This is a genomic window from Pseudomonas japonica (assembly GCF_900188455.1).
GTDB lineage: Bacteria > Pseudomonadota > Gammaproteobacteria > Pseudomonadales > Pseudomonadaceae > Aquipseudomonas > Aquipseudomonas japonica.
This window is the reverse complement of record NZ_FZOL01000013.1, coordinates 47,852-60,911: the sequence shown is the minus strand read 5'-3', so window position 1 is coordinate 60,911 and position 13,060 is coordinate 47,852. Positions and strand designations below refer to the sequence as shown.

The window sequence follows — 13,060 nt, the reverse complement described above, 5'->3', positions numbered from 1 at the left end:
CATGCAAGCCAGCGTCGTAGTGGTGGGCAGTCTCAACATGGACCTGGTGACTCGCGCCGAGCGCCTGCCTCGCGCGGGCGAGACGCTCGCCGGTGAGTCCTTTGCCACCGTGCCAGGGGGCAAGGGCGCCAATCAGGCGGTTGCCGCCGCACGGTTGGGGGCATCGGTGGCGATGATCGGTTGCGTTGGCGATGACGCTTACGGGCGGCAGTTGCGCGATGGCCTGCTGGCCGAGGGCATCGATTGCCAGGCGCTGGAGGTAGTCGCTGGAGTGCCCAGCGGTGTCGCGCTGATCGTCGTGGATGCCGCCAGTCAGAATGCCATCGTCATCGTCGCGGGTGGCAACGGGTGCTTGCTGCCGGCGTCGATCGAGCGCTTCGATGCCCTGTTGCAGAGCGCGGATGTCATCGTCTGCCAGATGGAGATTCCGCCGCAGACCGTGGCCTGGACCCTGGCGCGCGGTCGCGCGCTCGGCAAGACGGTGATCCTGAATCCGGCCCCGGCAACCGGGCCGCTACCGCCGGATTGGCTGGCCAATATCGACTATCTCATCCCCAACGAGAGCGAAGCGGCGGCCCTCACCGGCCTGGCCGTGAATGACCTGGCCTCGGCCGCAACGGTCGCGGGCCATCTGCGGGAGCTTGGTGCCGACCGGGTGATCATCACCTTGGGTGCGCAAGGTGTCTTGCTGGTTGGCGCCGAAGGTGGCGAGCACTTTGCCGCGCCCGTGGTGCGCCCGGTGGACACCACCGCTGCCGGAGATACCTTCGTTGGTGGTTTCGCCGCGGCGCTGGCGCGTGGTTGCAGTGAGCGTGAAGCGATCAGGTTCGGGCAGTGTGCGGCGGCGATCTCGGTCACTCGTGCGGGGGCGCAACCGTCGATTCCCCGGCTGTCTGACCTCGCGGAGTGACGTCGGCGGAAGGTTGTGTGACGGGGTCGTGGCGATAGCGCTCGAAAACCTGGTCGATGAAGGTGCGCGCGGCACCGCTGCCCATTTCCTTGACCAGCAGGTCGATCGCGATAAGGGACAGTTCTTCCGCCGTTCCCGGGCTGTAGGCGCTCTGGCCCTCAGGCCATTTCACCTTGATGTCGGCATCGATGCTGTGGCTGGTCATTGGAGGTCTCGCAAAGGCCCGTCTGTCGAGGGTGAAACGTCGGGCCGGTGACGTTTCGGCGACGCGCTGCCAAGTGTCGTCGCTGGGTTTCCAGTTTAACCATGCTGCCTGGCGCGCTGCTGTGCGACTTAGGCATAAGGGCGTCGGCGTGGCAAACTAAAGGCATTTTTCGCCGGCAGGACAGCAGCATGCAGATTGACTTGAACGACCCGCGGCAATTCACTCTGGAACAGGTTCGCCAGTTGATCGCCAGTGGTAACGGCGCCAGGCACAATCAGTTGCGAGTCAATCGGGGCGGGCAGGCCTGGTTGTCCGAAGTGGTGGGCGGCGCGCAGCTCGACGGCCTGCTGTTTCGCCTGGAAACCTGGGCGGCCGGTTCCGGCTGCGTCGGTGCCCAGGCCGCGGCGGATGAGCGCTGGGTCCAGCAGGTGTTCAAAGCGTTGCAGGATAACTGGCCCAAGCCGGCCAGCGACTATATTGATCTCTATTGAGGTCGTTGGGCGGTGCAAAATCCAGACACTATTGTCATTTCCCCTGATCGTATGAGTCAGGCAGACTGGCCCGCTTTTGCAACAAGCAGCATCAAGTATCCCTAAGGAGGATTCATGTTTCCTATGCGTGCATCACTGGTGAGCCTGTTGGCCGCCGCAGTCCTGGTCGGTTGCAGCAGCGGCGGCAGCGGGTCGAAAGCACCCGAGCCCGTGGCAGCCAACACCGACGGTCGTTGCGAAGCCAGCGGCGCCGAATTCGCCGTGGGCAAGCCGGCCTCGGCCGAACTACTGGAGCAGGCGCGCAAGGCGAGCGGGGCGCAACTGGCGCGTATCCTCAAGCCAACCGACGTCGTCACCCTGGAGTACCGCTCCGAGCGCTTGAATCTGCATGTTGACGAGAAAGGCAGCATCAGTCGGGTCAACTGCGGCTGAGTTCGAACCAGGCATAAAAAAACCCGTCGCTAGCGACGGGTTTTTTCATTCGGCAGAGTGATTACTCTGGGCGAACCTGTGCAGCCTGCATGCCCTTCTGGCCTTTTTCGGCCACGAAAGAAACGGTCTGGCCTTCCTTCAGCGATTTGAAACCGTCCGATTCGATGGCCTTGAAGTGAACGAACAAGTCGTCGCCGCCACCTTGAGGGGTGATGAAGCCGTAGCCTTTCTCATCGTTGAACCATTTGACGGTGCCGGTTTGGCGATTGGACATGAGGTGTATCTCCAGGAAAACTTGATTTTTCGGTAGTGCGGTGTCGCCGAGAGCCAACAGGATGCACTCGGACATCATAGTCGAATTATTCGCGTGTGGTGGCTTTTAGCTTCATCGAATGCTGATCTGGCGCAAGGGTGTGCCAGTTCCTCGTCATTTTTTCGGTGCGCAGGCGGCCCGCACCACTTGCTGGGCCCGCTCCTTGAGGTTGGCTTCGACGCCATCCGCGGAGGAGTCGAGGTCCTCGATCTGCTGGGTCGTGAAATTCTTTTCAATGGCATCCGCGCCGCATTTGCAATGAGCGTCGACCTGCTTGACGTCGATGCCTGGGTTTTGTTTTTTCGCGACCTGTACGCACTCATCCATGTATTCGCCTTTCTTGCCGGCCGGCCAGGGTCCGGCGTGGGCGGCCATGGGCAGCAGCAGGGATGCGACGGCGGTCAGGGTGAGAAGAGAATGAAGACGCATAACCAGGAACTCCTTGGGTAGTCGGTCTCATGGAAGAGTAGGACGCTTCAATGATTCTGAGAGGAAAAAATCCGCAGGAGTTCACTCGGCTGCCAATTTCCCAATTATTTCCATTTGTCGCGGCACGGCCCGTCGCTTGCGCCAGCGCATGTGCTAGCATGCGCGGCTCGGGTTTGCCGAACGTCTGGTTCGCGCGCTCCCGGACCATTTCTGTTCCAGTCACTCTGGTTCGTTCCCTGGCAGGCATCCGACTTCTGCCACTGTGAGGCAGGCCTTCCGCAAGGAGGGACAGGGGCGAATCGCGTACTGGCTCATCCCAACCCACGTGACCTTTGGTAGGGGTCACCACTAGGAGAGGAGGCGCCATGCCCGTAATTACTCTTCCCGATGGCAGTCAACGCACGTTCGACAAGGCGGTTACCGTCGCCGAGGTCGCCGCATCCATTGGCGCCGGTCTGGCCAAGGCCACTGTGGCCGGCAAGGTCGATGGCAAGCTGGTCGATGCCTGCGATCTGATCGAGCACGACGCTGGTCTGCAAATCATTACGCCCAAGGACGAAGAGGGGCTGGAAATCATTCGCCACTCCTGCGCGCACCTGGTCGGTCACGCAGTGAAGCAGCTTTATCCAACCGCGAAGATGGTCATCGGTCCGGTCATCGACGAAGGCTTCTACTACGACATCGCCTACGAGCGTCCTTTCACGCCTGAAGACATGGCGGCGATCGAAGCGCGCATGCAGCAGCTGATCGACAAGGACTACGACGTCATCAAGAAGGTCACCCCGCGCGCCGAGGTGATCGAAGTGTTCAAGGCCCGCGGCGAGGACTACAAGCTGCGTCTGGTCGAGGACATGCCTGATGAAAAGGCCATGGGCCTTTACTACCACGAAGAATACGTCGACATGTGCCGCGGTCCGCACGTGCCGAACACCCGTTTCCTCAAGTCGTTCAAGCTGACCAAGCTGTCCGGTGCTTACTGGCGCGGTGATGCCAAGAACGAACAGCTGCAGCGCGTCTACGGTACCGCCTGGGCCGACAAGAAGCAGCTGGCCGCCTATATCCAGCGCATCGAAGAAGCCGAGAAGCGTGATCACCGCAAGATCGGCAAGCGCCTGGGGCTGTTCCATCTCCAGGAAGAAGCGCCGGGCATGGTGTTCTGGCACCCGAACGGCTGGACCCTGTATCAGGTGCTGGAGCAGTACATGCGCCAGATCCAGCGCGAGAACGGCTATCTGGAGATCAAGACTCCGCAGGTGGTCGACCGTACCCTGTGGGAGAAGTCCGGCCACTGGGCCAACTACGCCGACAACATGTTCACCACCCAGTCGGAGAACCGTGACTACGCGGTCAAGCCGATGAACTGCCCGTGCCACGTGCAGGTGTTCAACCAGGGGCTGAAGAGCTACCGCGAACTGCCGCTGCGCCTGGCCGAGTTCGGTGCCTGCCACCGCAACGAAGCATCCGGCGCGTTGCACGGCATCATGCGCGTGCGCGGTTTCACTCAGGATGACGCGCACATCTTCTGCACCGAAGAGCAGATGCAGTCCGAATCGGCCGCGTTCATCAAGCTGACCATGGACGTCTACTCCGACTTCGGTTTCCAGGACATTCAGCTCAAGCTGTCCACTCGTCCGGAAAAGCGCGTGGGTTCCGACGAGTTGTGGGATCGTGCCGAGGCCGCGCTGGCCGCTGCCCTGGATAACGCCGGTCTGCCCTATGACCTGCAGCCGGGCGAGGGTGCCTTCTATGGTCCGAAGATCGAGTTCTCGCTCAAGGATTGCCTGGGACGTGTCTGGCAGTGCGGTACCTTGCAGTTGGACTTCAACCTGCCGATTCGCCTTGGCGCCGAGTACGTTTCCGAAGACAACGGCCGCAAGCATCCGGTGATGCTGCACCGCGCCATCCTCGGTTCGTTCGAGCGTTTCGTCGGAATTCTGATCGAGCACTACGAAGGCGCATTCCCGGCCTGGCTGGCGCCGACCCAGGCGGTGATCATGAATATCACCGACAAACAGGCCGAATTCGCCCATCAGGTGGAAAAAACCCTGACCAATAGCGGATTCCGTGCCAAGTCCGACTTGAGAAATGAAAAGATCGGCTTTAAAATCCGCGAGCATACCTTGCTCAAGGTTCCCTATCTCTTGGTTATTGGAGATCGGGAAGTCGAAACGCAAACTGTCGCTGTGCGTACCCGTGAAGGTGCTGACCTGGGTTCCATGCCCGTCGCCCAGTTCGCGGACTTGCTTGCGCAAGCGGTTTCCCGGCGTGGTCGCCAAGATTCGGAGTAATTACCATTAAGCGTGATATGAGACAGGATAAACGAACTGCACCGAAGGCCCCGATCAACGAGAATATCTCGGCACGCGAGGTTCGGTTAATTGGCGCTGACGGCGAGCAGATTGGCATCGTCTCGATTGATGAAGCGCTTCGTATCGCTGATGAAGCGAAGCTGGATCTGGTAGAAATTTCTGCTGACGCTGTACCTCCTGTGTGCCGGGTCATGGACTACGGCAAGAGCCTCTTCGAGAAGAAGAAGCAGCAGGCTGCGGCGAAGAAGAACCAGAAGCAGATCCAGATCAAAGAAATCAAGTTTCGTCCAGGGACGGAAGAAGGGGATTACCAGGTAAAACTACGCAACCTGGTACGTTTCCTTAGTGATGGGGACAAGGCCAAGATCTCTCTGAGATTCCGCGGCCGTGAGATGGCTCACCAGGAGCTGGGCATGGAGCTGTTGAAGCGGGTCGAAACCGACCTCGCCGAATACGGCACCGTTGAGCAGCATCCGAAGATGGAAGGACGCCAGCTTATGATGGTCATCGCCCCCAAGAAAAAGAAATAACCACCAGGGCACGGCAGGCCTTGCGGTTATGTTTATCCACTGAATGCGGAGTATCCGAACATGCCAAAAATGAAAACCAAAAGCGGTGCCGCGAAGCGTTTCCTGAAAACCGCTTCCGGCTTCAAGCACAAGCACGCTTTCAAGAGCCACATCCTGACCAAAATGTCGACCAAGCGTAAGCGTCAACTGCGCGGTAGCAGCCTGCTGCATCCGTCGGACGTTGCAAAAGTCGAGCGCATGCTGCGCGTACGTTAATTTCGGTCAAAGATAGAGGATATAACTCATGGCTCGTGTAAAGCGTGGCGTCATCGCTCGTAAGCGTCACAAGAAAATTCTGAAGCTGGCTAAAGGCTACTACGGCGCGCGCTCCCGCGTATTCCGTGTTGCCAAGCAAGCGGTCATCAAGGCAGGTCAATACGCCTACCGCGACCGTCGTCAGAAAAAACGTCAGTTCCGCGCTCTGTGGATCGCCCGTATCAACGCTGGTGCTCGTAACAACGGCCTGTCTTACAGCCGTCTGATCGCCGGTCTGAAAAAGGCTTCCATCGAGATCGACCGCAAGGTTCTGGCTGATCTGGCAGTGAACGAAAAAGCGGCGTTTGCTGCGATTGTCGAGAAAGCTAAAGCCGTCCTGGCTTAAGTACCCACGACAATCATTCGCCGCCGAATCCGGCGGCGAATGTTAAACGTCATAAATAGGGGAAGAGCCTGTAAGCTCTTCCCCTATTTCGTATCTGGAGTCTGTACATGGAAAACCTGGATGCGCTGGTCTCCCAAGCCCTGGAGGCTGTGGAACGCGCTGAAGACATCAATGCCCTGGAGCAGATCCGGGTTCAATTCCTTGGCAAGAAAGGCGAACTGACCCAGGTGATGAAGACCTTGGGCAACCTGCCTGCCGACGAGCGCCCGAAAGTCGGCGCCCTGATCAACGACGCCAAGGAACGCGTCACCGAAGTGCTCAATGCGCGCAAGACTGCCTTCGAAGAGGCTGAGCTCAGCGCTCGCCTGGCGGCCGAATGCATTGATGTGACCTTGCCGGGCCGTGGCCAGACTTCCGGTGGTTTGCACCCGATCACCCGTACTCTCGAGCGCATCGAGCAGTTCTTCACCCATATCGGTTACGGCATCGCCGAAGGCCCGGAAGTCGAAGACGACTACCACAACTTCGAGGCGCTCAACATTCCCGGCCACCACCCGGCGCGGGCAATGCACGACACCTTCTATTTCAATGCGAACATGCTGCTGCGCACCCACACCTCGCCGGTGCAGGTGCGGACCATGGAGTCCTCGCGGCCGCCGATCCGCATCGTCTGCCCGGGCCGCGTCTATCGCTGCGACTCGGACCTGACCCACTCGCCGATGTTCCACCAGGTCGAAGGCCTGCTGGTTGATCGCGACATCAATTTCGCCGATCTCAAAGGCACTATCGAAGAGTTCCTCCGGGTGTTCTTCGAGAAAGAGCTGGCGGTACGTTTCCGTCCATCGTTCTTCCCGTTCACCGAGCCTTCGGCTGAAGTCGATATCCAGTGCGTGATGTGCAGTGGCAAAGGCTGCCGCGTGTGCAAGCAGACCGGCTGGCTGGAAGTCATGGGTTGCGGCATGGTTCATCCGAACGTGCTGCGCATGTCCGGCATCGACCCCGAAGAGTTCTCTGGTTTCGCTTTCGGCATGGGCGCTGAACGCCTGGCCATGCTGCGTTATGGCGTCAACGATTTGCGCCTGTTCTTCGACAACGATTTGCGTTTCCTTGCGCAATTTCGCTAGGTCGCGCACCCGTAACGAATCTTTCAGGAGAGCAGGATGAAATTCAGTGAAAAGTGGCTGCGCGGTTGGGTCAACCCGCAGGTTTCCCGTGACGAGCTGGTGGCCCGTTTGTCGATGGCTGGTCTTGAAGTCGACAGCGTGACCCCGGCCGCCGGCCAATTCAGCGGTATCGTGGTGGGCGAGGTGCTGAGCACCGAGCAGCACCCCGACGCCGACAAGCTGCGCGTTTGCCAGGTGAGCAGCGGTAGCGAGACCTTCCAGGTCGTCTGTGGCGCGCCCAATGTGCGTCCGGGCCTGAAAATCCCATTCGCCATGATTGGCGCCGAACTGCCGGGCGACTTCAAGATCAAGAAGGCCAAGCTGCGTGGTGTCGAGTCCAATGGCATGCTGTGTTCGGCCTCCGAGCTGCAGATCAGTGACGACAACGACGGTCTGCTGGAGCTGGCCGCTGATGCGCCGGTCGGTCAGGACATCCGTGAGTACCTGGACCTGGACGACGCCAGCATCGAGGTCGACCTGACCCCGAACCGCGGGGACTGCCTGTCCCTGGCCGGCCTGGCCCGTGAAGTCGGCGCCCTGTACGCCGCGCCGGTCACTCGTCCCGTGGTTCCTGCCGTCGCGCCGGCACACGACGAAGTACGCCCGGTCGAAGTGCTGGCGCCAGCCGCCTGCCCACGTTACCTGGGGCGTGTGATTCGCAATGTCGACCTGTCGCGTCCGACGCCGTTGTGGATGGTCGAGCGCCTGCGTCGTGCCGACGTTCGCAGCATCGACGCCGCGGTCGACATCACCAACTACGTGATGCTGGAGCTGGGCCAGCCGCTGCACGCCTTCGATCTCGCCGAAATCAATGGCGGCATCCGCGTGCGCATGGCCGAAGAGGGCGAGAAGCTGGTGCTGCTGGACGGCCAGGAAGTCACCCTGCGTGCCGATACCCTGGTTATCGCCGACCACAGCCGCGCGCTGGCCATCGCGGGTGTCATGGGTGGCGAGCACAGTGGCGTATCCGCGACCACCAAGGACATCTTCCTGGAAAGTGCCTTCTTCGAGCCGATTTCCGTGGCGGGTAAGGCTCGTTCCTACGGCCTGCACACCGATGCCTCGCACCGTTACGAGCGCGGCGTCGACTCGCAACTGGCACGCGAAGCCATGGAGCGTGCCACCGGCCTGCTCCTGGACATCGTCGGCGGCGAAGCCGGCCCGGTCATCGAAGCACTGAGCGAGCAGCACCTGCCGCAAGTCGCGCCAATCACCCTGCGCGCCGAGCGCATTTCCCAGATGCTGGGCATGGAAATGGCCAGTGCCGAAGTCGAGCAACTGCTCAACGCACTGGGTCTGAAAACCAGCGCCGGGGAAGGGCAGTGGCTGGTCGAGGTACCAAGCCATCGCTTCGACATCAGCCTGGAAGTCGATTTGATCGAAGAGCTGGGTCGACTGTATGGCTACAACCGCCTGCCAGTACGTTACCCACAAGCACGCCTGGCCCCGCAGGCCCGTGCCGAGGCTCGTGGTGAACTGCCGGCGCTGCGTCGCCTGCTGGTCGCTCGCGGTTATCAGGAAGCGATCACCTACAGCTTCATCGATCCCAAGCTGTTCGAGCTGTTCACGCCGGGTGTCGAACCGTTGCTGCTGGCCAACCCGATCTCCAGCGACATGGCCGCCATGCGTGCGTCCCTCTGGCCGGGCCTGGTCAAGGCGCTGCAGCACAACCTCAATCGTCAGCAGGATCGCGTGCGTCTGTTCGAGAGCGGTCTGCGCTTCGTCGGTCAGCTTGAAGGGCTGCAACAGCAGCCGATGCTTGCCGGTGTGGTCTGCGGCAGCCGCCTGCCGGAAGGCTGGGCTAATGCTCGTGACGGCATCGACTTCTTCGATGTGAAAGCCGATGTTGAAGCGCTGCTGAATTCGTCCGGCTCGCTGAAGGAGTTCACCTTCAGTGCCGGCAAGCACCCGGCGTTGCATCCGGGGCAGACGGCTCTGATCGAGCGTAACGGTCGCGAAGTCGGCTACCTGGGCGCACTGCACCCCGAGCTGGCCAGGACCCTGGGTCTTGACCGCACCGTGTTCGTATTCGAACTGGTACTGGGTGAAGTGGTGGAAGGGCGTCTGCCGAAATTCCATGAACTGTCCAAGTTCCCGGAAGTTCGTCGTGACTTGGCTTTGGTCGCGGAACGTAATGTTGCTTCGAGCGCCGTGCTTGAGGTAATTCGTGACAATGCAGGCGAATGGCTCACAGACCTCAGGCTGTTTGACGTCTACCAGGGTAAAGGTATTGATCCTGATAGAAAAAGCCTGGCGGTTGGCTTGACCTGGCAGCATCCATCACGCACTCTTAATGATGATGAGGTGAATGCCGCGACCCAAAACATCCTCGCCTCGCTCGAACAAAGGTTGAACACCACGTTAAGGAAATAGCGTATGGGTGCTCTGACGAAAGCTGAGATGGCAGAACGGCTCTATGAAGAGTTGGGCCTGAACAAGCGTGAGGCCAAGGAGCTGGTCGAACTGTTCTTTGAGGAAATCAGGCACGCTCTCGAAGACAACGAGCAGGTCAAATTATCCGGGTTCGGCAATTTCGATCTGCGCGACAAGCGCCAGCGTCCGGGGCGAAACCCGAAAACGGGTGAAGAAATCCCGATTACGGCACGCCGCGTCGTCACCTTTCGTCCAGGGCAGAAACTGAAGGCCCGGGTTGAGGCTTATGCTGGAACCAAGCCATAACGATGAACTCCCGCCGATCCCGGGAAAACGCTATTTCACCATTGGTGAGGTGAGCGAGCTCTGTGCGGTAAAACCGCACGTGCTGCGTTACTGGGAGCAGGAGTTTCCTCAGCTCAACCCGGTCAAGCGCCGCGGAAATCGTCGTTATTATCAGCGCCAGGACGTGCTGATGATCCGGCAGATCCGCGCCTTGCTTTACGACCAGGGCTTCACCATCGGCGGTGCGCGCTTGCGTCTGTCCAGTGATGAAGCCAAGGATGACACCACCCAGTACAAGCAACTGATCCGGCAGATGATTGTCGAGTTGGAGGATGTGCTGGTGGTTCTGAAGAAATGACCGAGACGTGGATCCTGGCAGGTGAATGAAAATAATCCTTCCAAAATTCAAAAGCTTAAGGTAGATTCTTCAACGTTCTCAGCAGCATCGAGAATTCAGTCGGGGCGTAGCGCAGCCCGGTAGCGCACTTGCATGGGGTGCAAGGGGTCGAGTGTTCGAATCACTCCGTCCCGACCAAAAATCCCTAGAAAATCCAGTTACTGATTGGTAACTGGATTTTTTTATCCAGTGGTGATGCTTTTTGACCGCTGGAACCTGATTTGCGGGAATAGCTCAGTTGGTAGAGCACGACCTTGCCAAGGTCGGGGTCGCGAGTTCGAGTCTCGTTTCCCGCTCCAAATATAGATCTACAGGGTTCCTTGGAAGTCTGTAAGTCGTTGAAAAAGGGCCGAAAGGCCCTTTTTTCGTTCCAGCGAAAACCACCGAGAACCGGCAGTATCCGGATATTTCAAGGCTGGATTCGAGGCCAGAATGAGATGTGCGGACTCGTCGCGACGAAGCGCGGGCACTATTAAACACGCGGCTTCCCATGGAAATGCGGTAGCACGAATGTTCCCAACTCCTCCAGTGTCTGGTCCAGCGGGCGCCGGTTGTGCCGCAAATGTAGACCAATATGCGCCACGCCTGCCGCGTGCATGGCCTCGAGTTCTGCAATCAACCCCTTGCGCCCGACCTTGCAGCCGAAGCGGTGACGCTCCAGCGGCGCTTCGGGGTTTTCATCCAGGTCCAGGTGAATGAACGACACGTATGGTTTGTCTCCCGCCACGTCACGCCACACCCCCGCGCGATGCAGGTGTTCGGCCGGAGTGCCAGGGTAGGCCAGCCAGCCGTCCAAGTGCTCGCCGACCCAGGCCGGGCTCTGTTGTGCCAGGCCCGCCACTAGCAGCGGTAAAGGCTGGCGCGGCCTCGGGAGTACTTCGACGCCCGCGGGTAGATCGGCACTGCGCCACTCACGCAGCAGGGTGATTTGCTGTCGAAACGTCTCGCCACGGGTATCGAAGTCGCGGCCGAACAAAGGATACTCCACCGGTCGGTCACCACTGGCCACCCCCAGCAGCAAGCGTCCGCCACTTAGCCAGTCTGCGCTGGCAGCCGCCTTCATGGTCAGCAACGGTTCGCGGATCGGTAGCACCACGGCGGCGGTGCCGAGAAGAATCTTGCTGGTCACCCCGGCCAGGAAACCCAGGTAGGTGAAGACCTCGAATACCTGTGCAGCATCGCCGAATTTTGGATCGTACAGGGGCACGTCACGTACCCAGAGAGCTCGGAATCCCAGGCGGTCGGCGAGGGTGGCCAGGCGCGCGTGGTGGGTTAGATCGGGTATCCCGAACGGTGTCCCTGCCTGCTGCCGAGACTGCTCGCGTACGCTGTTCCAATCGTTGTCCAAAGGAAGTTCCAGGCCGATGCTCAGGCCGCCAGAGGCAAGTTTCTGCAAAGTAGGATTCATGGCTAAGGATCGCAAGACAAGAAATGGCGTCCAGCCTAAGACGGCTCCGGGTTGTGCAGTAGACCCAGATAATTCAAATCAATTGTGAATTGAGTTCGTATCAGGAGCTGGGACGTCAATCGCCCCTTGTGGAGGGAGTTGCCACACTTTTCAGTTGTTTCGAAAACAGTTTTAACCGGTCACCGCCTGCCCAGCCCTCACGTCGCACGTTAACCTTTTCCTATTTGTGCCCAAGGATCAGCAATGGCCCGACTTGATATCAACCGCTCCGGTGAGCTGGAGGTTTTCGTGCGTGTCGTCCAGGCCGGAAGCTTCTCGGCGGCGGCGCGAGACCTGCGTATAACGCCCTCGGCGGTGAGCAAGCTGGTTGCACGCCTGGAAGGGAGATTGGGCTCACGACTGTTCAACCGGTCGACCCGCCAGCTGAGCCTGACCCATGAGGGTCGCGCTTACTACGAGCGTGGTATGGGTCTACTCGCCGATCTGGACGAACTGGAGCGCAACGTCGCCTCCCAGGATGCGCCACGAGGACGGGTGCGCATCAATGCCAACATGGCCTTCGGTTATCACTACCTGTTGCCGCTGGTCCCACTGCTCATCGAGCACCTGCCAGAAGTGAAGCTCGATCTGGTGCTGACCGACGAGGTGATCGACGTAGTCGGTCAGCGTACCGATATCGCTGTACGAGCAGGCCCCATGAAAAGCTCCAATCTGATCGCTCGCAAGCTTGGCCATACGCGTATGGTGATCGTTGGCGCGCCCGGTTACCTTCAACTTCATGGCATTCCGGACGGTCCCGCAGCGCTGCAGCGCCACAACCTGTTGACGGCCAATTATGCGCGAGCCTTCAATGGCTGGCCCCTGCGGGAGGGTGATCAGGTGATCAAGGTAGTCACGGCCGGCAGCGTTCAGGCCAGCGATGGTGAAGCCTTGCGCCGCCTGGCGCTCAATGGCACAGGGTTGGCAAGGTTGGCCGCCTTCCGGGTGCGCGAGGACATCGCCGAGGGGCGTCTGGTGCCGGTGATGGAGGCGTACAACCCAGGCGACCTGGAAGAGGTGCATGCAGTGTTCGTCGGCCAGGATGGCTATGTGCCGCTTCGGGTTCGCGCGGTGCTGGATTTTCTCGTCGAGCACGTGCACGTCAAATGACCGTGGCCGTGCTTCGGTCACTTTGC

16 protein-coding genes and 2 tRNA genes are annotated in these 13,060 nt (G+C 59.9%); 14 read left to right on the top strand and 4 right to left on the bottom strand.

Annotated elements, in window-relative coordinates; all coding sequences use genetic code 11:
- Nucleotide 1: 1 nt before the first annotated feature.
- Nucleotides 2-910 carry a ribokinase gene (gene rbsK, locus CHB99_RS16705; RefSeq protein ID WP_042126296.1) on the top strand — a complete coding sequence of 303 codons (909 nt, stop codon included), beginning with the start codon at nt 2-4 and terminating at the stop codon, nt 908-910.
- On the opposite strand, the gene CHB99_RS16700 is transcribed toward rbsK, so the two are convergent.
- On the bottom strand, nt 855-1,115 hold the full coding sequence (locus CHB99_RS16700; protein ID WP_042126297.1) for a hypothetical protein: 261 nt from the start codon (nt 1,113-1,115) through the stop codon (nt 855-857). The two genes, rbsK and CHB99_RS16700, sit on opposite strands and share 56 nt — an antisense overlap.
- 188 nt (nt 1,116-1,303) lie before the next feature.
- Between CHB99_RS16700 and CHB99_RS16695 the strand changes: the two genes are divergently transcribed.
- Both CHB99_RS16695 and CHB99_RS16690 read left to right on the top strand, forming a co-directional pair.
- Nucleotides 1,304-1,606, top strand: a complete 303-nt coding sequence (locus CHB99_RS16695; protein ID WP_042126299.1) for a hypothetical protein — start codon at nt 1,304-1,306, stop codon at nt 1,604-1,606.
- A 114-nt stretch (nt 1,607-1,720) separates the two neighbouring features.
- A complete protein-coding gene (locus CHB99_RS16690) occupies nt 1,721-2,038 on the top strand; it encodes an I78 family peptidase inhibitor (protein ID WP_042126301.1) in 318 nt (105 codons plus the stop codon).
- 61 nt (nt 2,039-2,099) lie between these two features.
- On the opposite strand, the gene CHB99_RS16685 is transcribed toward CHB99_RS16690, so the two are convergent.
- Together CHB99_RS16685 and CHB99_RS16680 are read right to left on the bottom strand one after the other, a co-directional pair.
- A complete protein-coding gene (locus CHB99_RS16685; RefSeq protein WP_042126302.1) occupies nt 2,100-2,312 on the bottom strand; it encodes a cold-shock protein in 213 nt (70 codons plus the stop codon).
- A 153-nt stretch (nt 2,313-2,465) separates the two neighbouring features.
- On the bottom strand, nt 2,466-2,780 hold the full coding sequence (locus tag CHB99_RS16680) for a hypothetical protein (RefSeq protein WP_042126304.1): 315 nt from the start codon (nt 2,778-2,780) through the stop codon (nt 2,466-2,468).
- A 365-nt stretch (nt 2,781-3,145) separates the two neighbouring features.
- Here CHB99_RS16680 and thrS point away from each other — a divergent pair, with 365 nt between their 5' ends.
- The 10 genes from thrS (at nt 3,146) to CHB99_RS16630 (ending at nt 10,776) form a co-directional block, all read left to right on the top strand.
- Nucleotides 3,146-5,068, top strand: a complete 1,923-nt coding sequence (gene thrS / locus CHB99_RS16675; protein WP_042126306.1) for a threonine--tRNA ligase — start codon at nt 3,146-3,148, stop codon at nt 5,066-5,068.
- Nucleotides 5,068-5,619 (top strand): translation initiation factor IF-3, encoded by a 552-nt coding sequence (infC, locus tag CHB99_RS16670; protein WP_170946393.1) that lies wholly within the window; start codon nt 5,068-5,070, stop codon nt 5,617-5,619. Before thrS ends, infC begins: the two co-directional genes overlap by 1 nt.
- Before the next feature lie 60 nt (nt 5,620-5,679).
- Entirely contained in the window at nt 5,680-5,874 is a 195-nt protein-coding gene (gene rpmI, locus CHB99_RS16665) for a 50S ribosomal protein L35 (RefSeq protein ID WP_009394045.1), read from the top strand.
- A gap of 28 nt (nt 5,875-5,902) precedes the next feature.
- On the top strand, nt 5,903-6,259 hold the full coding sequence (gene rplT / locus CHB99_RS16660) for a 50S ribosomal protein L20 (RefSeq protein WP_009394046.1): 357 nt from the start codon (nt 5,903-5,905) through the stop codon (nt 6,257-6,259).
- Between the two features lie 107 nt (nt 6,260-6,366).
- Nucleotides 6,367-7,383 (top strand): phenylalanine--tRNA ligase subunit alpha, encoded by a 1,017-nt coding sequence (gene pheS, locus CHB99_RS16655; RefSeq protein WP_042126311.1) that lies wholly within the window; start codon nt 6,367-6,369, stop codon nt 7,381-7,383.
- Nucleotides 7,384-7,419: 36 nt separating this feature from the next.
- Entirely contained in the window at nt 7,420-9,795 is a 2,376-nt protein-coding gene (pheT, locus tag CHB99_RS16650) for a phenylalanine--tRNA ligase subunit beta (RefSeq protein ID WP_042126313.1), read from the top strand.
- Nucleotides 9,796-9,798: 3 nt separating this feature from the next.
- Nucleotides 9,799-10,101: an integration host factor subunit alpha gene (ihfA, locus tag CHB99_RS16645; RefSeq protein ID WP_009394049.1), complete on the top strand. Its 303-nt coding sequence runs from the start codon at nt 9,799-9,801 to the stop codon at nt 10,099-10,101.
- On the top strand, nt 10,082-10,438 hold the full coding sequence (locus CHB99_RS16640) for a MerR family transcriptional regulator (protein ID WP_009394050.1): 357 nt from the start codon (nt 10,082-10,084) through the stop codon (nt 10,436-10,438). The genes ihfA and CHB99_RS16640 overlap by 20 nt, the downstream gene beginning before the upstream one ends.
- A 100-nt stretch (nt 10,439-10,538) precedes the next feature.
- Nucleotides 10,539-10,615: transfer RNA gene (locus CHB99_RS16635), tRNA-Pro, on the top strand.
- Nucleotides 10,616-10,700: 85 nt separating this feature from the next.
- Nucleotides 10,701-10,776: transfer RNA gene (locus tag CHB99_RS16630), tRNA-Gly, on the top strand.
- 173 nt (nt 10,777-10,949) lie between these two features.
- Here CHB99_RS16630 and CHB99_RS16625 read toward each other — a convergent pair.
- Nucleotides 10,950-11,885 (bottom strand): TIGR03571 family LLM class oxidoreductase, encoded by a 936-nt coding sequence (locus CHB99_RS16625; RefSeq protein ID WP_042126315.1) that lies wholly within the window; start codon nt 11,883-11,885, stop codon nt 10,950-10,952.
- 243 nt (nt 11,886-12,128) lie between these two features.
- Here CHB99_RS16625 and CHB99_RS16620 point away from each other — a divergent pair, with 243 nt between their 5' ends.
- On the top strand, nt 12,129-13,034 hold the full coding sequence (locus CHB99_RS16620; protein ID WP_042126317.1) for a LysR family transcriptional regulator: 906 nt from the start codon (nt 12,129-12,131) through the stop codon (nt 13,032-13,034).
- Nucleotides 13,035-13,060 lie beyond the last annotated feature (26 nt).